Source organism: Saccharopolyspora phatthalungensis (assembly GCF_014203395.1).
Classification (GTDB): Bacteria; Actinomycetota; Actinomycetes; order Mycobacteriales; family Pseudonocardiaceae; genus Saccharopolyspora; species Saccharopolyspora phatthalungensis.
Window position 1 is genome coordinate 1,950,735 of the sequence record NZ_JACHIW010000001.1, and the last position, 23,254, is coordinate 1,973,988.

General features: G+C 67.8%; 21 protein-coding genes, 1 tRNA gene and 1 pseudogene. 12 read left to right on the forward strand and 11 right to left on the reverse strand.

The window, feature by feature from the left end:
* Positions 1 to 8 precede the first annotated feature (8 nt).
* The 4 genes from BJ970_RS08660 to BJ970_RS08675 all read right to left on the reverse strand — a co-directional run bounded on the left by BJ970_RS08660 (position 9) and on the right by BJ970_RS08675 (position 3,573).
* Complete coding sequence (locus BJ970_RS08660) at positions 9 to 1,253, reverse strand: GAF domain-containing sensor histidine kinase (RefSeq protein WP_221467681.1); 1,245 nt, start codon at positions 1,251 to 1,253, stop codon at positions 9 to 11.
* 176 nt (positions 1,254 to 1,429) lie between these two features.
* The gene (locus BJ970_RS08665) at positions 1,430 to 2,281 is read right to left on the reverse strand and encodes an Fpg/Nei family DNA glycosylase (protein WP_184725743.1); all 852 of its coding nucleotides are present in this window, start codon (positions 2,279 to 2,281) and stop codon (positions 1,430 to 1,432) included.
* Positions 2,282 to 2,353: 72 nt separating this feature from the next.
* On the reverse strand, positions 2,354 to 2,791 hold the full coding sequence (locus BJ970_RS08670) for a DUF983 domain-containing protein (protein WP_184725745.1): 438 nt from the start codon (positions 2,789 to 2,791) through the stop codon (positions 2,354 to 2,356).
* 188 nt (positions 2,792 to 2,979) lie between these two features.
* Positions 2,980 to 3,573 (reverse strand): RNA polymerase sigma factor, encoded by a 594-nt coding sequence (locus BJ970_RS08675; protein ID WP_184725747.1) that lies wholly within the window; start codon positions 3,571 to 3,573, stop codon positions 2,980 to 2,982.
* Between the two features lie 105 nt (positions 3,574 to 3,678).
* On the opposite strand from BJ970_RS08675, the gene BJ970_RS08680 reads away from it, so the two are divergent.
* Complete coding sequence (locus BJ970_RS08680; protein ID WP_184725749.1) at positions 3,679 to 4,089, forward strand: PPOX class F420-dependent oxidoreductase; 411 nt, start codon at positions 3,679 to 3,681, stop codon at positions 4,087 to 4,089.
* 71 nt (positions 4,090 to 4,160) lie between these two features.
* Positions 4,161 to 4,233, forward strand: a tRNA-Gly gene (locus BJ970_RS08685).
* Between the two features lie 226 nt (positions 4,234 to 4,459).
* On the opposite strand, the gene BJ970_RS08690 is transcribed toward BJ970_RS08685, so the two are convergent.
* Positions 4,460 to 4,669, reverse strand: a complete 210-nt coding sequence (locus BJ970_RS08690) for a dodecin (protein ID WP_184725751.1) — start codon at positions 4,667 to 4,669, stop codon at positions 4,460 to 4,462.
* 292 nt (positions 4,670 to 4,961) lie between these two features.
* On the opposite strand from BJ970_RS08690, the gene BJ970_RS08695 reads away from it, so the two are divergent.
* Complete coding sequence (locus tag BJ970_RS08695; RefSeq protein WP_221467683.1) at positions 4,962 to 5,204, forward strand: type II toxin-antitoxin system Phd/YefM family antitoxin; 243 nt, start codon at positions 4,962 to 4,964, stop codon at positions 5,202 to 5,204.
* Positions 5,201 to 5,461, forward strand: coding sequence for a Txe/YoeB family addiction module toxin (locus BJ970_RS08700; protein ID WP_184725755.1), 261 nt, complete (start codon positions 5,201 to 5,203; stop codon positions 5,459 to 5,461). Before BJ970_RS08695 ends, BJ970_RS08700 begins: the two co-directional genes overlap by 4 nt.
* Before the next feature lie 37 nt (positions 5,462 to 5,498).
* On the opposite strand, the gene msrA is transcribed toward BJ970_RS08700, so the two are convergent.
* Entirely contained in the window at positions 5,499 to 6,194 is a 696-nt protein-coding gene (gene msrA, locus BJ970_RS08705) for a peptide-methionine (S)-S-oxide reductase MsrA (protein WP_246470779.1), read from the reverse strand.
* A 21-nt stretch (positions 6,195 to 6,215) separates the two neighbouring features.
* On the reverse strand, positions 6,216 to 8,138 hold the full coding sequence (locus tag BJ970_RS08710; protein ID WP_312864162.1) for an acyltransferase family protein: 1,923 nt from the start codon (positions 8,136 to 8,138) through the stop codon (positions 6,216 to 6,218).
* A 226-nt stretch (positions 8,139 to 8,364) separates the two neighbouring features.
* On the opposite strand from BJ970_RS08710, the gene BJ970_RS08715 reads away from it, so the two are divergent.
* Positions 8,365 to 9,573, forward strand: a complete 1,209-nt coding sequence (locus tag BJ970_RS08715) for a hypothetical protein (RefSeq protein ID WP_184725759.1) — start codon at positions 8,365 to 8,367, stop codon at positions 9,571 to 9,573.
* 157 nt (positions 9,574 to 9,730) lie between these two features.
* Positions 9,731 to 11,038 (forward strand): IS701 family transposase, encoded by a 1,308-nt coding sequence (locus BJ970_RS08720; RefSeq protein WP_184725761.1) that lies wholly within the window; start codon positions 9,731 to 9,733, stop codon positions 11,036 to 11,038.
* 59 nt (positions 11,039 to 11,097) lie between these two features.
* On the opposite strand, the gene BJ970_RS08725 is transcribed toward BJ970_RS08720, so the two are convergent.
* Complete coding sequence (locus BJ970_RS08725; protein ID WP_184728963.1) at positions 11,098 to 14,340, reverse strand: glycosyltransferase; 3,243 nt, start codon at positions 14,338 to 14,340, stop codon at positions 11,098 to 11,100.
* Between the two features lie 373 nt (positions 14,341 to 14,713).
* Between BJ970_RS08725 and BJ970_RS08730 the strand changes: the two genes are divergently transcribed.
* A complete protein-coding gene (locus BJ970_RS08730) occupies positions 14,714 to 15,604 on the forward strand; it encodes a DMT family transporter (RefSeq protein WP_184725763.1) in 891 nt (296 codons plus the stop codon).
* 184 nt (positions 15,605 to 15,788) lie between these two features.
* Here the strand turns inward: BJ970_RS08730 and BJ970_RS08735 are convergent, their stop codons facing one another.
* On the reverse strand, positions 15,789 to 17,153 hold the full coding sequence (locus BJ970_RS08735) for a UDP-glucose dehydrogenase family protein (protein ID WP_312864439.1): 1,365 nt from the start codon (positions 17,151 to 17,153) through the stop codon (positions 15,789 to 15,791).
* A 156-nt stretch (positions 17,154 to 17,309) separates the two neighbouring features.
* On the opposite strand from BJ970_RS08735, the gene BJ970_RS08740 reads away from it, so the two are divergent.
* The 4 genes from BJ970_RS08740 to BJ970_RS08750 all read left to right on the forward strand — a co-directional run bounded on the left by BJ970_RS08740 (position 17,310) and on the right by BJ970_RS08750 (position 19,911).
* On the forward strand, positions 17,310 to 18,272 hold the full coding sequence (locus BJ970_RS08740; RefSeq protein ID WP_184725767.1) for an aldo/keto reductase: 963 nt from the start codon (positions 17,310 to 17,312) through the stop codon (positions 18,270 to 18,272).
* 149 nt (positions 18,273 to 18,421) lie between these two features.
* Positions 18,422 to 18,544, forward strand: a complete 123-nt coding sequence (locus BJ970_RS38810) for a hypothetical protein (RefSeq protein WP_281399428.1) — start codon at positions 18,422 to 18,424, stop codon at positions 18,542 to 18,544.
* 104 nt (positions 18,545 to 18,648) lie between these two features.
* Positions 18,649 to 19,410, forward strand: a complete 762-nt coding sequence (locus BJ970_RS08745) for an SDR family NAD(P)-dependent oxidoreductase (protein ID WP_184725770.1) — start codon at positions 18,649 to 18,651, stop codon at positions 19,408 to 19,410.
* A gap of 30 nt (positions 19,411 to 19,440) precedes the next feature.
* A complete protein-coding gene (locus BJ970_RS08750; RefSeq protein WP_376775112.1) occupies positions 19,441 to 19,911 on the forward strand; it encodes a DUF6879 family protein in 471 nt (156 codons plus the stop codon).
* Between the two features lie 109 nt (positions 19,912 to 20,020).
* Here the strand turns inward: BJ970_RS08750 and BJ970_RS40345 are convergent.
* A pseudogene (locus tag BJ970_RS40345) lies at positions 20,021 to 20,179 on the reverse strand (FDXHR family putative zinc-binding protein); the annotation flags it as partial.
* Between the two features lie 544 nt (positions 20,180 to 20,723).
* Entirely contained in the window at positions 20,724 to 22,355 is a 1,632-nt protein-coding gene (locus BJ970_RS08755; RefSeq protein ID WP_184725774.1) for a TM0106 family RecB-like putative nuclease, read from the reverse strand.
* A gap of 170 nt (positions 22,356 to 22,525) precedes the next feature.
* On the opposite strand from BJ970_RS08755, the gene BJ970_RS08760 reads away from it, so the two are divergent.
* Complete coding sequence (locus BJ970_RS08760) at positions 22,526 to 23,116, forward strand: DUF6474 family protein (protein ID WP_312864163.1); 591 nt, start codon at positions 22,526 to 22,528, stop codon at positions 23,114 to 23,116.
* Positions 23,117 to 23,254 lie beyond the last annotated feature (138 nt).

Here is a 23,254-nt window from a genome sequence, read left to right on the forward strand (position 1 = left end):
CCTCGACGTTACCGGCTCAAGTGAGGCCCGGCCGCCAACCCGACGTTCGACTCGTCGATCGACTGCGGCGGAACCGGTCGCACGCCCGGCGCGAACTTCGGCACCCGCATGATGACCTTCATGCCCGCGCCCTTCTCGGTCTCCACGACCAGGCCGTAGTCGTTGCCGAAGGTGGCCCGCATCCGGTTGTTGATGTTGCCGAGCCCGACGTGCGCGCCGGTCAGGTGCGCGTTGGTCAGTTCCGCGTCGAGCAACTCCGGATCCATCCCGATGCCGTCGTCGTCCACGCTGATCAACGCCTCGGTGCCGTTGTCCTTGGCGATCACCGACACGGTGCCGCCGCCGGGCTTGTTCGCCAGCCCGTGCCGGACGGCGTTTTCCACGAGTGGTTGCAGCGCCAGGAACGGCACCACCACCGGCAGCACCTCCGGGGCGATCCTGAGCTGCACGTTCAGCCGGTCGGGACCGAAGCGGGCGCTCTCCAGCGTGAGGTAGCGGTCGATGTTGCGGATCTCGTCGGCCAGCGTCGTGTAGAGGCCGGTGGTGCGGAACGAGTAGCGAGTGAAGTCGGCGAACTCCTGCAGCAGGTCCCGCGCGTGCTCCGGATCGGTGCGGATCAGCGACCCGATGGTGTTCAGCGCGTTGTAGATGAAATGCGGCGAGATCTGCGCCCGCAGCGCGCGCACCTCGGCCTTGGCCAGCCGCTCCTTGGACTCCTGCAGTTCGGCCAGTTCCAGCTGGGTCGACACATGATTGGCCACCTCGGCAGCCCCGCGCAGCAGCCGCTTGCGGTCGCCGCCGGCGATGACGGCTAACGCGCCGCGGTTCTCGCCCTCGACCTCCAGCGGCACCACCACGGCGTGCCGCATCGGACAGGGCCGCTGATCGCAGGTCACGTCGCCGTGGTCGAGGAACTCGCGCTTGCCGGTGCGCAGCACCTGCTCGATCTTGATCCGCAGGTCCGCGTAGTGGTGGTTGGCCTCGCCATCCCAGCTCAACAGGGTGCCGTCGGCGTCGACGATCCCGACGGCGACGCAGGCCAGCAGCTCCCGCAAGTGCGGTGCGGTCTTGTCCGCGGATTCCTGGGTCATCCCCGCCCGCAGGTAGGGGGCCGCGCTGGTCACCCGGTGCAACGCCGCCAACGTGGCGTCCTCCACTGAGGCGCTCACCCGGCGCGCCCGGCACAGCAGCACGAACATACCGAGCACGGCGAGTGCGGCGAGCGTGGTCAGGACCGTCCGCTCAGTCAACATCTCGGGCACAACATCAATCTTCACGGCCACCACGGATGGAATCAAGACGGCTACGCTCAGTGCGCTGGTTCCGTCGATAAGCGGTACCTTGCTCTTCCATTCAGCGGGAACAAGTGGTTCAACCAGCGGCTATGGCCTGTGCACAACCGCCCAAGATGTCCACAGCCTGTGGACAACTACTTCAGCAGCCGCGACATCCGGCGGTCCGCCAACACTTTGCCGCCGGTCTGGCAGGTCGGGCAATACTGCATCGACCGGTCCGCGAACGAGACCTCCCGCACGGCGTCACCGCACACCGGGCACGGCAATCCGGCGCGTCCGTGCACCCGCATCCCCGAGCGTTTCTCCGCCTTCAGCCGCGCCGCGTCCTGCTTGAGCGAGCGCTGCACGGCATCACGCAAGATCTCCTGCATGCTGCCCCGCAACCGCTCGATCGCGGCGGCGTCGAGTTTGCCCGCGGTCGCGAAGGGCGACAGCTTCGCGGCGTGCAAGATCTCATCGGAATAAGCGTTGCCGATCCCGGCCAGCGCGGACTGCTCGGTGAGCAGCGTCTTGATCCGCTCGGTGCGCCCCGCCAAGACCGCGGTCAACCCGTCGACGTCCAAGCTCAACGCATCCGGTCCCAACTTCGCGATCCCCGGCACCTCCTCGGGCGCGGCGACGACCCAGGCCGCCAGCTTCTTCTGGGTGCCTGCCTCGGTCAGATCGAAACCCGCGCCGCCCAGATGCACCCGCAGCGCGATCGGCCCCCTGCCGGGCTTCGGCGGCGTCGGCGACAAGTTGTCCGACCAGCGCAACCAACCAGCCCGCGCCAAATGGAAGACCAGGTGCAGCCCATCGCAAACCAGATCGAGGTACTTGCCGTGCCGCACCGCACCGGTGACCGCACGACCATGCAGCTCCGTCCACGGCGGACTGGCTGTCTTCAACACGCTCATCGACGCGACATCAATGCGCGCGACGGACCGGCCCACGGCGTTGTCGCGGAGGTGCTGGGCCAACGCCTCCACCTCGGGAAGTTCCGGCACCGGTCCAGTGTGCCGCACCGCGAACGACCTGTGTGCCTTCCGAGTGACCAGCGCAACCCGAAAGCCGCACGACTACTCCACGGGCTGCAAGCCGCCGTTCATGTCCGGCTCCGCGTACAGCTCGATGTGCCGCGACACCAAGGACATCTCCTGGCGCACGTCAACGAAACCGCGAACCACGCCCACCCAGGTCTCCGGCGGGTTCTCATCGTGATCCCCCGGCGTCGCGGCCGTGATCGTCCACGGCCGCCGCAACACCCAGCGGACCGGGAAGAACAACACGGCCACAACCAGCAGCAAGATCAACCAGCCCGGCACGATCACCTCGGGCGGCGTCCACACTACGAACATCACGACCAGGAACAAGAACACCGCCCCCATCAGGACGGCCGGCGCCGAGCCCCCGTTCACGTCGTGTTCGAACTCGTCCGCAGCGATCGGGTTGGACCACTCCAGACTCGCCTTGATGGTCCACTCCCGGCCGTCGGAACCCCGCACCACCCGGTTCATCGTCGCCTCCCCGCCCACCCGGGCTGGTCGCTCCGGAACATCGTCTCGCCACTCGAATGCCGTCGGTCACCGAGCGTGAAGCAACGGTACCGCGTGCGTCATGGGCCCGACGGGTGATAGTCGTCCCCAAAACCGGGCCCATTGTCGATCACAAGCGGCGTTCCGGCCAACCCCGAACGGGCGACCCGTCAAGCGCGGCGCAAACACCCCGCAGCCCGCCGCACCGGCAGATCGGCCGCCTGCCGGTATGCCTCCCGCAACCCGCGACGCGCACGGTGCGCCAACACCGCCGTCGCGTTCGGGGTGAGACCCAGCTGACCGGCGAGGCTGGCCGGCCGATGCCCCTCCACCTCGGTCCGCCACAAAACCTCACGCCAACGCGCAGGCAACCGGTGAAACGCGCGGGCCAACAACTCCCGCTCGGCCTGCACGAACTGGTGATCGCGCTGCCGAGGCGCGTACTCCCCCAGCTCATCGGCATTCATCAACTCGTCCCGGCGCGCCGCCGACCACTCCCCCAACACCCGACGCACCACCGTCAACAGGTAGGTGCGAATCACATCCCGAGGCCCGTGACCGGCCCGGACCGCGCGCAATGTGCGCAAGAACACCTCGGCGACCACATCATCGACGTCAATCCCCTGCCGCGGCATGCTCAACGCGAACCGCCGCACCGCGGGCGCATGCCGCCGGTACAGATCGCCATAAGCGAGATCATCACCGGCCCGCAACCGCTCCAGCAGCACCTGATCATCCGCAACGACGTCCCGACCCGTCCCCATGTGGACTCCCCCCAACGCCGACCGCGGCGAATACCGCACGACCGGCGCAATCGCTACCGTGGACCCCCGGACCACGGTGTCACCAGACACAACCCGGAGGTCGCAGTGGATCTCGACGAAGCCCGCGAAGTGATCGGCAGCCAACACCGTGCCGTGCTCAGCACGCTCCGCGCCGACGGCACCCCCCAGATGACACCGGTGCTGACCACCACGGACAGCTCCGGACACGTCACTGTCAGCACTGTTGCTGGCTCCGCCAAAGTGCGCAACCTGCGCCGCGACCCGCGCGCCTGGCTCTGTGTCCTACCCGACCAATTCTTCGGCCGCTGGATCCAAGTCGAAGGCACCGTCGAAATCGTCGAACTCCCCGCCGCCCTACCCCTCCTCGAGGAGTACTACCGCAGCATCTCCGGCGAACACGAAGACTGGGCCGCCTACCGCAAGTCCATGCAGGAAGAACACCGCGTCCTCCTGCGCCTCACGCCGACCCGCGCGGTCGACGCCCCAACCCGATAGAGACCCCCGCCGAACGGAGTTGAAACGATGCGTTAAAGTAGTCCCCAACAGCCCAGCAGGGCACTGAAGATGCGGATGTAGCGCAGCTGGTAGCGCATCACCTTGCCAAGGTGAGGGTCGCGGGTTCGAGTCCCGTCATCCGCTCGGGGACAGGGGACCTGTGTCTGCTTCGCAGACCTGGTCCCCTTGCCATTTCATTGGGGGGATCGAATCCCCCCAAACCCCCCTACGGTGCGGTGGTTGCCTTTCGTTGGCTCCTTACGATGGGGAACGTTCCCGGCCTGCTCAGCGACCAGCAACCCACACCACAGCCCCATCACCATCACAGCCCCATCACCACAGCTGATATCAGGGCCTCGACACCGTGGCGTTAGGTTTCCAGGCGGAAGCCTATTTTCAGCGTTACCTGGTAATGGGCCAGTTCATTGTCTTCTACGTGGCCCCTTACGTTCGTCACCTCGAACCAGTCCACGTTCCGCAGGGTTTGGGACGCTCGGTTCACCGCTCTTCTTATCGCGTCGTCCACTCCTACTTTCGAGGATCCCACTACTTCGGTTACGCGGTATACGTGGTCTGCCATGAAGTTGATGGTTGGGGGGCTGGGGGGTGATCGCAAGACGATGTTGTGGTGGGTCGGCGGCCTGGCGGCCGTCCTGCGGTGATGGTGTTAGTGGTCGGCCTTCGGCCGTGAGGTGAGGAGAGGTGGGGTGTTGGTCGGCCTTCGGCCGTGAGGTGAGGAGAGGTGGGGTGTTGGTCGGCCTTCGGCCGTGAGGTGAGGAGAGGTGGGGTGTTGGTCGGCCTTCGGCCGTTTGCGCTCGCTTGGCTGCCAGACGTACAATAATCTGTACGCAAGGAGGTGTCCGGTGAAGACAATGAGCTACTCGGAATCGCGGGCGAAGTACGCCGAGACCCTGGACTCGGTGGTCAACGATCGCGAAGAGATCGTGATCACCCGCGCAGGGCACGAGCCTGTCGTCATGGTGTCCCTTGACGACTACCAGTCCCTCAAGGAGACCGCCTACCTGCTGCGCAGCCCCGAGAACGCACGGCGTCTGATCACCGCCATCGAGCGGCTGGAATCCGGTGGTGGCACGCACCACGAGCTCGCCGAATGAAACTGATCTGGGATGAGCTCGCCTGGGCCGACTACGTCTGGTGGCAAACCGAAGACCGCAAAGTCCTCAAGCGCGTCAACACGCTCATCGAGGACATCGCCCGCAACGGCAACGAAGGCATCGGCAAGCCAGAGGCCCTGAAGCACGGGTTTCAGGGCTACTGGTCACGTCGAATCACCGACGAACACCGCTTGGTCTACAAGATCGCGGGTGACGAAATAAGAATTGCAACCTGCCGCTACCACTACGAGAAATAGTAGGCCCGGCGTCACGCACCCACCCGAGTCGAAGAGATCAGACCTCGTCCCCAAGCGGTCCCAAACCGGTAGGGCAAGCACCACCGGACTGGTCACTGAGCTGGACACCGGTGCCACCTAGGCCGCAGTAGCCGTTCGGGTTCTTGGCTTCGGACAGGTATTGCTGGTGGTAGGTCTCCGCGTAGTAGAAGTTCTGGAGGGGAGCTATTTCCGTGGTGATCGTGCCCAGGCCCGCTGCCGTCAGGGCCTTTTGGAACGCTTCCGCGCTGGCTTCGGCTTCGGCTCGTTGTTCGTCGTCCGCGTAGTAGATCGCCGAGCGGTACTGGGTGCCGATGTCGTTGCCCTGGCGCATGCCCTGGGTCGGGTCGTGGTTTTCCCAGAAGACCTTTAGGACCTGCTGGTAGCTGATCGCGGCCGGGTCGAAGACCACGAGGACCGCCTCGGTGTGGCCGGTCAGGCCGGAGCACACCTCTTCGTATGTCGGGTTCGGGGTGAAGCCGCCCGCGTAGCCCACCGCCGTCGACCACACGCCGCCGGTGCGCCAGAAGGTCCGCTCCGCTCCCCAAAAGCAGCCCATGCCGACCACCGCAGTGGCGTAGCCCGCCGGGAACGGCGGCACGATCCGGCGGTCCGGGAACACCGCGTGCCACTCCGCCACCGGAAGCGGGGTGGCACGGCCCGGCAGTGCCTCGGCCGGGTCGATCAGGCTGGTCTTGTCACCGAAAAGCGCCATGCACCCGAGGGTACGCGGCGGTCACGGATGGTCCGGCGCTTCCGGATACGGCGGGACCGGACGGGTCTCCTCCGCCGGCGTCGGCGGTGGCTCGGGGCGGGCGTGCCGACCAGGGGAGAGGCGGCCGGGAGGTCGGGACGACGGAGCCCGCCCGCCGTCCAAGTCGCCGGACAACCGCTTGGCCAGCACCGACTCCTCCGGCGGCGGAGCTGGCGGACGGACCGGCGGCGGGTCGGCCGGGGAACGGGTTCGCCCGTACTCCCGACCGAGCGGCTGCTGGGTGCCGTTCATCGGAAGCCCGTCGAGCCGGGTGCCGTTGTGGCCGTCTTGCCCGTTCGGTCTGGGCCCGCCGTCCACGTCGGCGCGGTTGGATCGGTTGCCGCCGTCCGGCGGGGGGCCGTTCGGCGAAGCACCTGTGCGCGGGGCGTTGTGCACCGGTGTGCCGTCCGGTGCAATCCAGGAGCGTCGCGCACCGCTGCGTGAAGCACCGATGCCACGGGGCGGAGTGCCCGTGCGAGGCGTGGGGCCTGCTGGGATGTCGGCACGCACCGGCGGGCGGGGTTGTGCGGGGCGGGGTTGTGCGGGGCGGGTCTGTTCGGCCGGGCTCGGATTCGGGTGGGCCGGTGTCAGCTTGGTCGACGGTTCCGGCGGGACTTTTCCGTTCCGGCTGGGAAGGGACCTCGGCAGCGCGCGAGGCGGCGACGGTACGCCGACCGCTGCCCCGTCGAACTCGTCCGGCTCATCAAGACGCTCTTCCGGCCAATCAAGCTCGTTCGGCTCGTCCTCGTCGGTCGGATCCAGGTCGTCAAAATCGTCCGGTGTCTCGGAATCGTCGATTTCGTTGAAGTCGTCGGCCGGTTCCCGTTCCCTCTTCCTCGGTTCCGGGCTGACGTAGTGCCGCAGTCTCATCGTCGGCTCTTCGATGAACGTCCACGACAGCGTGCCGAAGACGTAGGCCAGCGGAGCCGCGCAGATCAGCATCAGCCATTGGTTGGCGATCCCGGCCATCGCCAGCAACTGCTGGATCGGGAAGCCCCACACGTACACGCCGTAACTGCCGTTGACCCACACGCCCGGCACCGTCAGCCGGGACGGCCAGAAATGCCCGGCCACCACCACGGCGTAGCTGACCGCGAAGGCCATCCAGAACGACGCGGTGATGCTGTTGGGCATCAGCGCCAGCACCACGAGCCCGGCACCGGCCGCCAGCGGCGACAGCGGGATCCGGTACAGGTTCAGCACAACACCGAAGGCGAAGGCGACCAGGAACGCCACCAGCGACTCGATCGGCACGCTGAGGAACGAACCCGCCGACTCCGGACCGGGCAGTTGCTCCAGGTGCCGATCCCACGCGATGAGCCCGATCAGGGCGACGACCATCAGCCAGCGGTAACGGTGCTTCCCGCCGCCGAGCAACAGCAGCACATAGAGACCGCCGTAGGCAAGCAGCTCCATCGGCAGCGTCCACAGCGATCCATTCACCGCATTCGGCCAGGGGTTGTGCACGAACACACCGGGCAGTTCGTGTTTGAGGGTGAGCATCCCGGCGTTGTTGACGATGTAGCCCCAGGTGCCGTGGGCGGCGAAGTAGTCGCCGACGGACAGGGTCGTGATCATCGGACCGACGACCAGCGCCATGACGAACGAGACCGTGAGCATGGGCGGCCACAACCGCAAGACGCGTTTGGCCGCGAACCGCACCGGATGCGGGTCTCGAACCCAACTTTCCGTGATCTGGAAGCCGCTCATCGCGAAGAAACCCATGAGGACGCCCTCGTCGGGCTGCAGCGGCCACTCCGGCGGAAACAGTTCGCCCGTGCCGACCAACGGCGAACTGTGCCCGTAGATGACCAGCACGGCGCCGATCATGCGGATCCAGGCGAACCCGTGATGTGGCTCGGCGAACCACTCCGGGCGGGTGTGGACGACCCGCGCGTCATCCACCCAGATCACCCCATCAAGTCATGTCCCCGACCGGAGAAGTCAACGCTGCGTAGCCTAACTCGGGTCTCGATGGTTGTGGTCCTTTTACCTTCTGGTGGCCCAGTCCGACCAGACCGCGAGTCGGATCGTTATCCGGCCGGTGCACCCCGGACCCGGTTGCGGGTGCCAGAATGGCGGTCGATCGCAAGTGGGGGCGTTCGAGGAAAAATCCGGAAAGGGCGCATCGGTGACCTGGCAAGACGAGTTGCAGAATCTCGACGCCGAACTCGCGGCAGGGCGAATTTCCGCCGAGGAGTACCGCCAGCGGCGAGACGCCGTGCTCGGCCGGGCCCAGGACGGGCAGAATGGGCCTTCGTCCGGCGGTTTCCCGCAGCAGCAGCCGCACGCAGGCACGCCATCAGGCGGTTTCCCGCAGCAGCAACCACAGCAACAGGCCAACCCGTTCCCGCCGGCGTTCAGCTGGGGAGATGCCGCCGCCCAAGGCGCGCAGCAGCAATCACAGCAAGGCGGTGTGCCGGAGGAAGCCACGCAGGTCGTGCCGAACCCGCTCGCCGGCGCGCAGCAGCGGGGTGACTCGGAGAGCACCCAGGTGGTCAACCTCAACCAGCCGCCGCAGTGGGGACCACAACAGTCGCAGTGGGGACCGCAGCAGGGTTGGGGCGCTGTCGAAAGCAGCGGCACGCCGTGGGGCGACGACCTGCCGGGTACACCGGAGCACGGCGACGCGTCGTGGATGCGGCAGGGCCCCGAGGTGTTCGAGACGGCGGGCAAACCGGGCAAGGGCAAGCTGATCGCGGGACTGTCCATCGGCGGCGTGCTGCTGATCGGCTTGATCATCGCCGGGATCTTCTACTTCACCTCCGGCGGTAGCACGCCCGCCGAGCAGACCGCAGCGCCCGCGCCGCCGCCCCCGGTGCGGACCAAGCAGCTGCCCGCGCCGCCGCCGGCGCACCCGAATCCCCCGGCCAGCTCGCAGGAAGTGCTGGTCCCCGTTTCCGGCCCGGCCCACCCCTGGACCGGCGCGCTGGACCTGGCGAGCCTGCAAGGCGCCAAGGCCGGTCTGCTGCAGCCGAAGGCGGTGCTCGACACCGCGGTCCAGAGCGGGCTGATCGACGGCTGGTTCAACGGCACCGAGGGCGCCACCCCGAAGACGACGCTGCTAACGCTGCAACTGCCCAATCCGAACGCCGCCAAGAGCGTGGTGGACCAGTACCTGGCCGCCCAGCAGGGCCTGTCCACTGTGGATGGGCTGTCGTACCAGGGAGTCAAGGTTGTCAACACCGGCGGCACGTTCCGCACCGCCTATGTGGCGCACAACTGGGCGGTCATCATCGACGTCAGCGGCGCGTCGGACCAGAAGGAGGCGGCCCGGCAGGCGTTCAAGTCGGTGCTTGACCAGCAGCTCAACCACACGCCGCCGACGGTCCGCGACTGATCCATCCCTGCGATTTCAATGGAAACCGGAGCGCCTAGGGTTTCGGGTTTTTTGGGGTGGTGGTCGGTGTGGCGGCGTGACTTGAGGTGATCATGAAAGGAGCATCGGCGGTTCCTACCACGTCTCCGAGAAGAGAGTGCCGCCGATGCTCCAGCCCGTGACCTTACCTGCCTCGCTGGCCGTTGTGGTGGAGGCGTTCCGGGGCTGTTTCACCGCTCCGTCGTTTCAGACCTTCACCATGCTGGTGGCGGGGTTGATCACGCAGACCGGGCGTGGCACGGTGTGCGGGATGCTCACCGCGGCCGGGATGGCCGGGCGGCGTCACCATGACTGGGCGCACCGGTTTTTCGCCGAGGCCCGCTGGTCGGCCGACCGGCTGGGGCTGACGCTGGCCGCCCTGCTCGTCGACCGGCTGCTGGATACCGATGCGGTGATCGAGATAGCGGTGGACGACACGCTGTTTCGCCGGTCGGGCCGCAAGATCCACGCTGCCGCCTGGCATCACGACCCCACCAGTCCCAGCCCGGTCAAGACCACCGGCTGGGGGCATTGCTGGGTCGTGGCCGGCCTTGTCCTGCACCCCTCATGGAGCCGCAGGCCGGTGTGCCTGCCCGTGCTGGCGCGGCTGTGGCGCCCGGGCGGGACGCCGAAACCGCAGCAGGCTCGTGAGTTGATCGAGCTACTCGCCGCCCGGTTACCCGGGCGCCGGTTTCATGTCGTCGCTGACGCTTTCTACGGCACCCGCCACTGGCGCGGGCTGCCCGCACACCTGAGCTTGACCACCCGGCCGAGATCGAACGCGGCCCTGCACGAGATCCACGAACCCCTCCCGGGTGTGGTCGGCCGGCCCCGCTACAAAGGCCCCAAGACCACCCTCGCCGAGATCGCCGAACACCAGCACTGGCGCACGGTCACGGTGACCCGCTACGGCCGCACCGAGACCACCCGCCTGCTGGAACACCGCTGCCTGTGGCCGCACATCCTGCTGCGCCAGCACGCGCGCGTCATCCTCGTCCACGACGGCCGGCCCCGCCGCGACGGACGCGCCTGGGACCTGGCATTGATCACCACCGACCTCGACACCCCCGCCGAGCAGATCATCGAACGCTACGCAGCCCGCTGGGCCATCGAAGTCACCTTCCACCAAGCCAAACACGACCTCGGTGCCGGTCAGGCCCGCAACCGCACCCCCCACGCCGTGGAACGCACCGTGCCCTTCGGACTCGTCTGCTACAGCCTGGTCTACCTCTGGTACGCCCTAGCAGGACACGACCCCACCGACGTCACCGACCGGCGCCGCACCGCACCCTGGTACACCACCAAAACCGAACCCTCCTACCAAGACATGCTCATCAAACTCCGACGAGTCCTCATCGCCGAACAATTTCGACCCACACCACCCCGACCACCAACCCCACAAGAAACCCTCCAAGTCCACCACGCCTGGGCAACAGCCACCGCATAACCCCGAAACCCCAGGGAGCGCCGGTTTCCATTGAAATCGCGCAGCAGTGAACTCGCGCGTCAGGCCTCGTAGTCGGTAGTGGCGAGGAGTTCGCCGAGGGCCGCCCGGGAGACGTCCGGGCCGAACTGGGCGGCGATGCCCGCCTTGCCCGCCTCGGACAGCCGCCGCCAGTCGTCGTCATCGGTGAGCAGCCGGACAGTCGCCTCGGCAAGCCCCGCCGCGTCATCGGCGACCAGCACCTCTTGGCCGTCCGTCAGGTGCATGCCCTCGATCGCCACCGCCGTGCCGACCACCGGCACCCCCAGGCTGAGGCTTTCGCCGACCTTGCCCTTGACCCCGGCACCGAAGCGCAACGGCGCGAGCGTGACGCGGCTCATGGCATATCTCGGCCCCAGGTCCGCGACCCAGCCGTGCACCTGCACGCCGGGCCCGGCCAGCGCCCGCACCTCGTCGGTCGGGTTGCTGCCGACGATGTGCAGCACCGCGTCCGGGCATTTCTCCCGCACCAGCGGCATAATCTCGCGCGCCGCCCAACGCGCGGCGTCGACGTTCGGCGGGTGGTCAAAGCTGCCGACGAACAACGCGTCCTGCCGTCCGTCCGGCTTCGCCGGGCTCCAGTCGACCTCGTGCACATTGGACAGCACCCGCACGTCGGCGTCCGGGACCAGCTCGCGAAGCAACGCCTGTTCGGTCTCGGACACCACCAGCGTCACGTCGCAGGAGCGGGTCAGCCCGAGCTCCATCTGCCGCGACGCGAAAGCCTTGCGCCGCAGCGCTTCCGCTCGCGCCGCCTCGCCCTGTTCCGCGGCGAGCTCGGCCTGCCGCTCCAGCCGGAGGAAGTGCACGTCAACGGTGTCGTAGGCGATCACGGCCTGCGGCGCGCAGGTGCGCAGCTCCTCGACCAGGCTCCAGGCGACCTGCGGTCGGGATAACAGGGCCAGCGAGATCTCCGAGCCCGCCTCGTGCAGGAACGCCTGTTGCAGTTCGGGTTCGGGCAGGACCGTGACGCCGCGCTGTTGCAGTTCGGTGGTGTAGGGCTCCAGGCGCGCGTGGTTGCCGGGGAAGAACACCACCCGGCAGCCGAGCTGGACGAATTGCTCCAGCACCCGGCGAATCCGCACCGACCCGGAGTCGAAGTCCGGACGCGGCACCTGGTAGTCCTTGACCAGCACGATCGGTCCGTGGTGGCCGCGGGTGCCGCGTTGCCGGGCTAGCCAGAGGTTGCGCGGCGAGGCTTCCGGCAGGTGTTCGGCGGCCAGCGTCTCGGCCCACTTCGCCACAAACACCTGGCGGTTGAGCTCCTGGTGCTTCTTCACGCCGGTGCTTAGGTCGGTGCCGTTGGACACGCCTTCGTGGTGCACGACGACCGCCTTCGGCTGCACCACGGTCCGGTAACCGGCCGCGCGCACCGCGAACGCCAGGTCGGTGTCTTCGTAGTAGGCGGGTGCGTAGCGGGTGTCGAAGCCGCCGACCTGCCGGAACACGTTCGTACGCACCAGGATCGCCGCGCCGGAGCAGTAGTCGACATCGCGCACGACGTTGAACTCGGAGCCGGCCGGCTCGGTGTTGCGGCCGTAATTCCAGCCGTGGCCGTCGGACCACACGATGCCGCCGCACTCTTGCAGCCGACCGTCCGGGTAGACCAGCTTGGCCCCGACCAGCCCGATGCGTTCGTCGGCGCGGATCGTGTCCATCAGGATGTCCAGCCAGGACTCGGTGACCTCGGCGTCGTTGTTCAGGAAGAAGAGGTACTCACCGCGCGCGTTCTCGGCACCCAGGTTGCAGGCGCCGATAAACCCGAGGTTTCGTTCGGCGCGCACCAGCCGGACGCCCTCGCAGGCGGCGAGCTTCTCGGCGCTGTCGTCCGGAGAGGCGTCGTCGACGACGATCACCTCGAACGGCACGGACACCACATGTCCGCCGAGGAACCGCAGGCACTGGCGGGTGTAGGGCCACTTGCCGTGCACCGGCACGATCACGCTGACCAGCGGCTTGTCGCTGTACGGCACCGGCAGCGGCCCGGTCTCGACCACCTCGCCGATCTCCGGCACGCCGGGCTTACGCCCGAGCATGATCTCGTAGGCATCGCGGCGCGCAGTCCCGCGCGGCGCTACGCGCTCGACGACCTTGCGGTACTTCGTCACCGCGCGCTGCACCAGCGCGGAGTTCTGCGCGGACAGCTCCGCGTTCGCCGCGCCGAGCTCGGCCGCCTGCCGCTCGGCGTCCGCTACGCGTCCTTCGAGCCTCGCGACGGTGTCGCGCAACCACTCGATGCGTGCCGCGTCGCGCTCGCCGCTCTGCTCGTGTTCGCGCAGCTCGCCGCCGATGCGGTCGAGCTCTGCTCTCAGCTTCGCCTGCTCGCGAACGCCCTGTTGGGCGTGCTTCTCTTCCTGCTTGCGCAGCTCCTCCAGCCGCGTGATCACGTTCTTGAGTTCTTCGGATTCGGCTCGGCTGCGCTGGTAGAGCTCGTTGAGCTTCGCGACGTCGGCGACCGCTGCGTCGCGTTGCTCGATGATCGGCGTGACATCGCTCCCGCGGCAGGCGAGGGTGAGATTCGCGTCGGTCAGCACCGCGGCGGCGGGAAGTTTCGGCAGGTGCTTGTCCGAGGCGACGCCCAGCAGGTACGTGTGCGGCACGCCCTGCCGGACCGACCATTCGCCGTCGCGCTCTTCGATGGTTTGCAGGCGGACGCCCTCGATCGCGGTGTCCGGGTCGCCGGGGTCGGCGGGGGTGAGCAGCGAACCGACGGTGACGTTCTGCTTCAGCACGGCCACGTGCCGGAACGCGCCCTCCAGCAACGTTTCGTACTGCTTCGCCGTGAGTTCCTTGACGTGGTACGGGTTGTCGTTGCCGTGCTCATGCGAATAGACCGCCGTGTCCGGGGTGCTGCTCAGGAACAGTCCACCTTGGACGAGCCGGGACTTGACCAGGCGCAGCACGGCGTCGTGGTCCTCGACGTGTTCGATCGCCTCAAAGCAGACGATCACGTCGAAGGGCTTGGCGTCGGCGAGCAGTTCGGCGTCGATGATCGACCCGATGTGGAAGCTGACGTCACGGCTGCCGTAGTTGTGCTGGGCGTGCTCGACCGTCGCGGGGTCGATATCCACCCCGACCACTTCGGCACCCTCGGCGGCCAGCAGCGCCGCGCCGTAGCCCTCGCCGCAGGCGAGGTCGAGCACCCGCTTGCCGCGCACGAAACGGGCCGCCAGGGCGTAGCGGTGGTAGTGCTCGTAGATGACCTGCACGTCATCGGTCCACGGCACGCAGCGCTCGCCGGTCCAGTCGATCAGCCGCTTGTCCATCCGGTTCCTCACCGCGTACGGAAAATCCCACAGCAGGCTAGCGTCCACGTACGGGTGATTGTGGGGAGCCGTCGAAATCATGCGCGGCCAGTCAGGTGGTGATGGCGAAGGGCAGGCCGCCGGTCAGCGGGACGCGGTCCGGAATCGCCCGTTAAGGTGGTTCGCGTGAACTCGCATTGGCACCGCGTTCTGCCGCCCCCGTCCCGCTGACGGGCGGCGAACCTCCGAACACCCCGACGGCGGCCGGTTTCCGGTGAAACCGCCGCCCGCGCCCCTTGACCTGCGGTTTCAGTTGCAACTGCCGGTGGTACCGGGGTGACGTGCGCGCGCCCGTTCGCCGAGTCCTGACGGTCCGCGGACGGAAGAGTTCACCTTGTCTGATCAATTGCTAACCAAGCCCGCCCGGTTCGCCACCGGGCCGCTACCCGTACTGCTCGCGGCGGTCTTGTGGGGCACCACCGGAACCGCCGCCAGCTTCGCCCCGGCCGAGGCCGGTCCGCTGTCGATCGGGGCCGCCACGATGGGCATCGGCGGCCTGCTGCTGGTCGCCATGGCCGGCCGCTCCGCGTTGGACGTGTGGCGGTCCGGCCGGACCGAACTGCTGCTCGTGGGTGCCGCGGCGGTGGCGGTGTATCCGCTGGCGTTCTACTCGTCGATGGCGTTGGCCGGGGTCGCCATCGGCACCGTTGTCACGCTCGGCTCGGCGCCGGTGTTCGCCGCGATCTTGGAACGCGTCGTCGACGGCGTTCGGCTGGACCGCCGGTGGGCGGTGGCAGCGGCAGTGTCGGTGATCGGCCTCCTGCTGATCACCGGCGGCGGTGACACCGGAGTCGGCTCCCAGGCCGTGTTGGGCGCGTTGCTCGGCTTGCTCGGCGGAGCCGCGTACGTCGTCTACTCGTGGGCCGCCGGGCGGATGATGCGTGGCGGTCACGGATCCCGATCGGTGATGGGCGCGATGTTCGGCGCTGGAGCGCTCGCGTTGCTGCCGGTGCTCGCGTTCACCGGTGGCCCGCTGCTGGGCTCGTTGTCCGGGCTGCTGATCGCCGGCTACCTGGCGGTGATCCCGATGGGCCTGGCGTATGTGTTGTTCGGCGCCGGCCTGCGCCGGACGTCCGCCAGCGTGGCGACAACGCTGAGCCTGCTGGAACCGGTGGTGGCGGCACTGCTGAGCGTCCTCGTCGTCGGGGAACGACTGGGCGTGGTCGCTTGGTGTGGCGTCGGGCTGATCGGTGTCGGATTGGTGCTGGTCAGCATCCGCCGCTGACAACTTGTGCACAGCTGTGGATAACTTTCTCCACAGCTGTGCACAACGACGTCTATCAACAGACGTTTCAGCAGTTCGTAAGCCTGTTGATGGAGTTATACACAGGCGTGTGGACAACTGGAGGCGGGGCTGCGCCGCCCCGTGGCGGGCTCCCGATTTCAGGCAAAACCGGCTCGTCCGGATTTCAAATATTTGCCGGTGGCGCCTCAGCGGCGGCGCAGCCTGGACGCCGCCTGTCAGCGGAAAGGCTGCCGGTAACCGGGGTTCGGCCGACGCCACGCCAGGACAGGCCCGCGCGACGCAACACGTCCGGGTCGAGGTGGTTGCGGGTGTCGACGACCACCGGGCCGCGCAGCGCGTCGGCCAGCCGGTTCCAGTCCAGCGTCCGGAACTCCTGCCATTCCGTCAGCAGCACCAGCGCCGCGGCTTCCTTCGCCGCTTGGTACGGGTCGTCCACCAGGGCGACCTCCGGCGGCAGCTCCGGCTCGTCGCCGCGCAGGCCCGGGTCGTAGGCGACCAGTTCCGCGCCGCGCGCCGCCAGCAGCCGCGCCACCTCCAGCGCGGGCGAATCGCGCAGGTCATCGGTGCCTGCCTTGAACGTCAGGCCCAGTAGCCCGAGCCGCACCCCGTCGAGCGAACCGCCGCATGCCTCGACGACCTTGGCCACCATCCGCTCGCGCTGCCGCGCGTTGGACGAAATCGCGGCCTGCAACAGCGGGAAGTCGAACTCTACGGCCCCCGCGACCTGCAGCAACGCCGCAGTATCCTTCGGCAGGCACGAACCGCCCCAGCCCGGCCCCGGCTGCAGGAACGACTGCCCGATCCGGCGGTCGTAGCCCATCCCCTCGGTGACGTCGGTGATGTCCGCGCCCAGCCGCTCGCAGAGCTCGGCGATCGCGTTGACGTAAGAAAGCTTGGTCGCCAGGAAGCAGTTCGCCGCGTACTTCACCATCTCGGCGCTCGCCGCGTCGGTGAGCACGGTCGGTGCACCGAGTCGCGCGTACAGGGCGGCCACCCGCTCGGCGGCGTCCTGGCTGTCCGAGCCGACCACGATCCGGTCCGGGTTCAGGAAGTCGTGCACCGCGGATCCCTCGCGCAGGAACTCCGGGTTGCTTACCACCGCGACGTCGTCGCGTCCGACCAACTCGTGTAATCGCGCCGACGTGCCCACAGGCACCGTCGATTTCGTGACCAGCACGCACCCCGCGGGCAGCAGCTCGCGCACCTCGTGCGCCACCGCCTCCACCGCGGCCAGATCGGCCTTCCCACCGGAGCCCATCGGCGTCGGCACGCACAGGAAGACGACCTCGGCATCGGCGACCGCGCCGGCCGAGCCGACCACGAACTCCAGCCGACCGGCCGCAATGCCCTCCTGCACCAGCTCACCTAGGCCGGGTTCGTGAATCCGCACCTCACCCTGGGAAAGTTGCTCGACCTTCGCGGCATTGACGTCGCTGCACACCACCCGGTGCCCCAACGACGCCAGGCACGCCCCGGTCGTCAATCCAACGTATCCGGTGCCAACTACGACGATCCGACGGGCGAACACAGTCCCCACACCCCTTCATTCGCACGACCGCTCGGCCGCATCCCCCATCCGGCATCGTGACACATCGCCCGCACAGTGGAACCTGCTTCGCCAAACGTTCATGTGCCGTATGTCCTGCGTGACGCGCCCGCGACCTGCCGTTTAGGCTCACCAGACGTGGAACAGCGACGCCTAGGCGAATCTGGTTTGGTGGTAAGCGCGGTCGGCCTCGGTTGCAACAACCTCGGCCGCCCCGGGACGGCCACCGAGTCCCTGTCCGGCGCGCAAGCAGTGGTGGACGCCGCGCTCGACGCCGGAATTACCTTCTTCGACGTGGCCGACGTGTACGGCTCGCCGCGCGGGCGCAGCGAAGAACTGCTAGGGCAGGCGCTTTCCGGCCGCCGCGACCACGCGATCATCGCCACCAAATTCGGCATGGACATGCAGGGCAACAACGGCCCGGACTTCACCGCGCGCGGCTCCCGCCGCTATGTGCGGCGGGCCGTCGAGTCATCGCTGCGCCGGCTGGGCACCGACTGGATCGACCTGTACCAGCTGCACCGCCCGGACCGGTTGACGCCGATGGAGGAAACCCTCTCGGTGCTCGACGACCTGGTGCGCGAGGGCAAGATCCGCTACCTCGGGCACTGCAACCTCGCGGGCTGGGAACTCGCCGACGCGTCCTGGACGGCGGCATCGTCCGGGCTGACCACGCCCGTGTCCGCACAGAACCACTATTCGCTGCTGGCACGGGAGGCCGAACGCGAGGTCGTCCCGGCCTGCAAGCGGTTCGGCGTCGGGATCATCCCGTACTTCCCGCTGGCCAACGGACTGCTCACCGGCAAGTACCGGCAGGACCAGGAACCGCCCGCGGGCAGCCGATTGGCGAACCGGAACCAGATGCTGGCCGACGCCCCGTGGGAACGCATCGAGCAACTGCGCACCTTCGCCGAGCAGGGCGGCATCCCGATGACGTCGGTGGCTGTCGGCTGGCTGGCGGCGCAGGAGGTCGTCGGCTCGGTGATCACCGGAGCCACCACGCCGGAGCAGGTCCGGGCGAACGCCTTGGCGGGTGAATGGCGCCCGACGCAGGCCAACCTGGACGCCATCGACGCGATCTGCCCGCCCCTCCAGCGCTAGCCGTTGGCGCGATTCCGCGCGAAATCGCACTTCCGCTGAGGGCCGCCCGGGGGTGACCACGGTCGGTGATGGCGCTTTCGCTCGGACGCACAACAGATTGGCACCGGTGGCCGAAGCGCGAGACCGGTTGCGCGGACCACGCTTTTCGCATGGAGCTGATCGGGATCGCCGCACTGTTCGCCGGCCTCGCGCTGCTGGCCGCGCTGCCGCTGGTGGTGCTGCTGGCGCTCGTTGAGATTGCCTCCCAACGACGGGTGCACCGCCATCAATGACCGCCGGTTCGCCACCTGTCCTTTCCGCGTCCGATGCTGGGCAAGGCCGTTGCCAGGTGTTAGACATGCCGTGACACCAGCAACAGACGCAAAGGAAAGAGCAGATGCTGATCACCGACACCGCGGCGATCGTCACCGGCGGGGCTTCCGGCCTTGGCGCGGCCACGGCGCGAGCACTCGCCTCGCGCGGCGCGCAGGTGTTCGCGGTAGACCTATCGGACGCGGTGGCCAATGCACCGATCGTTGACGGGGTCACTTTCACCGCCGCCGACGTCACCGACGCCGACCAAGTGCAGACCGCGGTCGAGCAGGCCGCCGGCGCCGGCACCCCGCTGCGGATCGTGGTGAACTGTGCGGGCATCGGCCCGTCCGCGCGGATCGTCGGGCGACAGGGTCCGCACGACTTCGACCTGTTCCGCAAGGTCATCGAGATCAACCTGATCGGCACCTTCAACGTGCTCCGGCTGGCCGCGGCGGCGATCGGCCAGACCGAGCCGGACCAGCAGGGCCAGCGCGGCGTGGTGATCAACACCGCCTCCGTCGCCGCCTTCGACGGGCAGATCGGCCAAGCCGCGTATGCGGCGTCCAAGGGTGGCGTGGCCAGCCTGACGCTGCCCGCCGCACGCGACCTATCCTCCACCGGCATCCGGGTGATGACCATCGCGCCGGGCATCGTGGACACCCCGATGCTGGCGACGGTCAGCGAGGAGTTCCGCGCCGGCCTGGCCGAGGGCGTGCCGTTCCCGAAGCGGCTCGGCACCCCGGAGGACTTCGCGCAGCTGGCGTTGAACATCGTCGAGCACGACTACCTCAACGGCGAGGTCATCCGGATGGATGGCGCGCTGCGGATGAATTACCCCCGCTAGAGTAGTACCCCTGAACGAGCAAAGCCCCGGATAGCATCGGTCCGGGGTTTTTCTTGTGCAGCAAGGCTTTTCACACCGCAAGAGCAAGAAGAGCTAGAACTCTGGCGTGCCGGGAAACCGATGCCGGAGGGGTACAACTCTGCTTGGCATGAGCCTGTCAGGGGCTACATCGCGGGCGGTACGTCGATCGGTCGTGTCCGGGTGGTTCAGCGACCCTTCACCGAGTACCAGCGGCATCAGTTCGCCTGGTCAATTCCTGGCAACATCGAAGCCGGGGAAGACATCCGGATTCTCGACCTGACAGAGCTTGAGCTTGATCTACCATCTCATGACTTCTGGCTCTTCGATGACGAAATCGTAGTTGATCTCAACTTCAGCCCGGACGGTACGCTGATCAACCTAGACCAGCGGGAGAACCCTGATCTGTTGATGTACCGAAAGTGGCGAGACACGGCACTTGCTCACGCAGTGCCATTCAATGAGTTCAATGCTCGAACCTGACAGCGAGCGTTTGGACCGGGAGAAATTTTCCCAGCCGCTCACTCGACGGCCCTTTCCATTACGAGATTCAGGAAATTACTCGATGTTTGCCGGCCGCAACCCAACGCATTTAGCTCTCGGGAAAGTTCCAAATTCCGTTGACCATGACGAAACCAAGCTTGCTCGGTTCGCTACACCTTGACCGATTGCGGTATTTGTCGAACGCGGTCACTCCTACGAACGTTCGGTGACACCCGGAGCAGTGGCATCGGCTAACGCCAGTCCAACGGGATGAGCAACCATCGGCCTAGATCAAGATCAGTGGCCCACCCGATGATCTCGTGTCCGTTGGCGTCCGCCCAACGTTCGATGTTGAGCTTCTGACGCTCCGGCGACGACGTGACATCCTCAAGCCCCCGAAACCGGCTGAGCCGGATACGTCCTAACACCCTCACCGCTACACCCTCCCTGATCAGGCAGTTTACGAGGGTAAAACCTCCGGATGGATGGCGCCCTGCGAATGGCGCCGCGGTAACCCGGAAACCGTGGTTCTACAGGAACTTCCGGGTGGGGGCACCCGTAACCCGGTTATTCGGACGGGTGCCCGCGCCTGGTTGGCGGCCTTCCGGCATCCATCGACCCGATGGTTCGCGAGCGGAAAATAACGCCCTTGCGCGGGAAGGACGGTTAACCACCCGACATCGCGCTCCTTGGAGTCCCGGACGCCACTCGAGTCCGGCAGGAGGTCGGGGTCCACGCGGCTACCACCGCTGGCGAGCACCCCTGTCCGGCTCACCGTCCCGGCACGGGCGACGCGGAACGTCCCCCGGGCATCAAAGGTCGGCGGCGTAGGGAATCTCGTTGGCCTCTCCGGAGGTCATCCAGCGGCGAATCGTCCAGGTCGCGCGCACGTCGTCCTCGTTGTAGCGCAGGATCCGGTCGCGCTGGGACAGCACCGGCACGCCGCCGCCCAGGCCCACCGCGTCGCGGTACCAGCGCATCGAGTTCTCACCGCTGGCCTCGGCATCCCGCCAGGCGAACCCGGCGCTCGGCGCGATCACCTTCAGGCCCTTGCCGTTCGGGCACAGGAACTGCTCCCGCACCGAGGCGAACAGGTCGACCCACTCCGCCGACCTGATGAACTCGCGTACCTCTGCCACCGAAGGCACCCCGGGCTTGCCGGCGAACCGCTCGGCCGAAGCGAGCATCCAGCGGTTCTCCGCGAGCTCGTTGTAGCAGTAGGCGCGGAAGCTCAGACCGCGCTCGTACGCGCGGCGGCGCACCGAGCCGAACCACGTCCAGAACTCCGCGAAGGACCGCGCCTCGTCGTCGGACGGCAGCGGCTCCCAGCTCACGAACGCCCGGTAACCGGGCTCCTCGTCGATGTCGGCATCGGAGAGCCAGCACCCCCACAGGTAGGCCCCGGCGTCGGCGTAGCTCTCCATGTCCACGTCGACTTCGACGTCCGCGCGCGGCACCGCCAGGTCGCGGACCCGCCGCACCAGGGGCAGGTTCCGCAGCCACGCCTTGGCGAGCAGGATCGCGTCGGTGTTGCCGACCCCGGTCAGCGGCAGTGACTCCGCCTCCGCCAGCGGCACTGCGGCCAAGTCATCCACTGTCGACACTTCGATACCGCGTAGCGCCACGGCGTCCTCACCGCGCACCACCAGGCTGACGTCGCGGTTCTCCCGCAGCTGAAGTTCGCAGGTCGGCCACCACGGGCAGCCCTTGCACTCGGTGATCCGGGAAGGCAGCGCCAGCGGCTCGGCCCCCTCGGCCGCCGCCGAGGCCACTGCCAACCGGTCGGCGAACCGGGCCTCGTACTCGGCGAGCGCGGTCCGGCCGCCGGGCCAGTTCGGCACGTCCAGGTCGTGCCAGAGCACCGCGTCCGCCTCGACGCCGATCACGCCGCCGACGTTTGTCGCCGCACCCATCCCGCACGCCTGCAGCTGCCGCACCGCGTGCGCCAGGCGGAGCTGGTCGCGTGGTTGCGCCCGCACCTTGCGGGTCTGGTCGTTCCGGGCCGCCTCCGGCACGGGCCGGTCCATCGGCGACACGCGGGCGCCGCTACCCGGATCAGTGATCTTGTGCCGCACCACCAGGACCGGTACGTAACCGTCCCCGCTTCGCACCAGCAGGTCGACCGAGCCACGCCGGCCGCCGGGTTCGTCGGCGGGCAGCTGAGCGTACGAGATGTAGCGCGTGCCGGCACGCATCGCCGCCAGCGTCAGCTCCTCGCGGCTGTCCACGGCGACGCGCGGGATCTCCGTCCAGTCCTCGCCGAGCACCCTGTTCAGCCACTTCGCGACGGTTCTGCGGTGCTCCGCGGCGTCGGCGATCCGTTGTTCGATACCCAGGTCCAGCGGTGCCTGCGGTTGATCTCGCATCGAAGGGTCGTGCTCAAGATGCACGCGTCGACGACAACGAGTCACGACGCCGGCGTCGAGTAGCACCTTTTCCGTCACGTGTGAAGCGTATGCCGTCGCTCCGACAGACGCGCCCATCACCCCGGTGACGCGCGTCGGATCCGACTACGCACCGTGCACGACCGGGCCGCGCTCGATGTCGTGCCGCACCGCATCCGGACTTAAGGTGATCGCAGCGAAACCGCCGGACAGCGGAGGTGTGGGCCTCGGTGAAAAAACGCACTACCGGGCGCAGGATCCCGGAGAAGGGCACCGCGGACTTCCGCAAGGCGGTCAAGCGGGCAAAGAAGGCGGACAAGAAGGTCGCCAAGGCCATCGAGAAGGGCGAGCACGGGCGCATCACACCCGGCAACGCCAAGAAAATCATCGGGGTGGCCAAGGTCGTCGGGCCGGTGCTCCTGCCCTTCGCGCTGCGGGCGGCGTCGGCCGCGCGCGAGCGCTACGAGCGGATGCGCGCGCGGCGGCTCGGGGTGCCCGTGGACGATCTGGGCAAGTTCACCGGCAGGGGCGCGGCGCTGCACGCCCGGATCGCCGGTGACACCGACGCCTTGCACGATCTGCGGGCGCAGTCGGCGACCAGCGAGGAGTCGAGCCTCGCCGCGGAGCAGTACGCGGAGCGGACCGGGGCCCGGCTTGAGCAGCTGACCAGCGCGGTACGGGCCGCGGAGCGGATGCCAACGCAGCGGCGAAAGTCGACGCACCGAGCGGTCAACGCGGAACTCGGCCAGATCGAAGACGACCTGCTCACCCACTTCGGCGTTACCAAGACCGGCAGGCTGACCCACAAGCGCAAGCCGTGATCGCCCAGCAAGCGGCGGCGTTCGCGCAGGTCCGCCAGATCGCGCCTTGGCCAAGATCAGCGCTGGCGCCCCATTCATAGCTCGGCTTCGCCAAGCTAGTTCAACTCTTCTCCAGAACCGCGGCATATACCGCAACGA

Excerpts from the sequence above, each read along its gene's own strand:
- BJ970_RS08700 (WP_184725755.1), top strand. The coding sequence starts at position 5,201 with ATGAAACTGATCTGGGATGAGCTCGCCTGGGCCGACTACGTCTGGTGG.
- msrA (WP_246470779.1), bottom strand. The coding sequence starts at position 6,194 with ATGGCGCTTTTCGGTGACAAGACCAGCCTGATCGACCCGGCCGAGGCA.
- BJ970_RS08690 (WP_184725751.1), bottom strand. The coding sequence starts at position 4,669 with ATGGCAGACCACGTATACCGCGTAACCGAAGTAGTGGGATCCTCGAAA.
- BJ970_RS08745 (WP_184725770.1), top strand. The coding sequence starts at position 18,649 with ATGCTGATCACCGACACCGCGGCGATCGTCACCGGCGGGGCTTCCGGC.
- BJ970_RS08695 (WP_221467683.1), top strand. The coding sequence starts at position 4,962 with ATGAGCTACTCGGAATCGCGGGCGAAGTACGCCGAGACCCTGGACTCG.
- BJ970_RS08725 (WP_184728963.1), bottom strand. The coding sequence starts at position 14,340 with ATGGACAAGCGGCTGATCGACTGGACCGGCGAGCGCTGCGTGCCGTGG.
- BJ970_RS08675 (WP_184725747.1), bottom strand. The coding sequence starts at position 3,573 with ATGGGGACGGGTCGGGACGTCGTTGCGGATGATCAGGTGCTGCTGGAG.
- BJ970_RS38810 (WP_281399428.1), top strand. The coding sequence starts at position 18,422 with ATGGAGCTGATCGGGATCGCCGCACTGTTCGCCGGCCTCGCGCTGCTG.
- BJ970_RS08670 (WP_184725745.1), bottom strand. The coding sequence starts at position 2,791 with ATGAACCGGGTGGTGCGGGGTTCCGACGGCCGGGAGTGGACCATCAAG.
- BJ970_RS08660 (WP_221467681.1), bottom strand. The coding sequence starts at position 1,253 with ATGTTGACTGAGCGGACGGTCCTGACCACGCTCGCCGCACTCGCCGTG.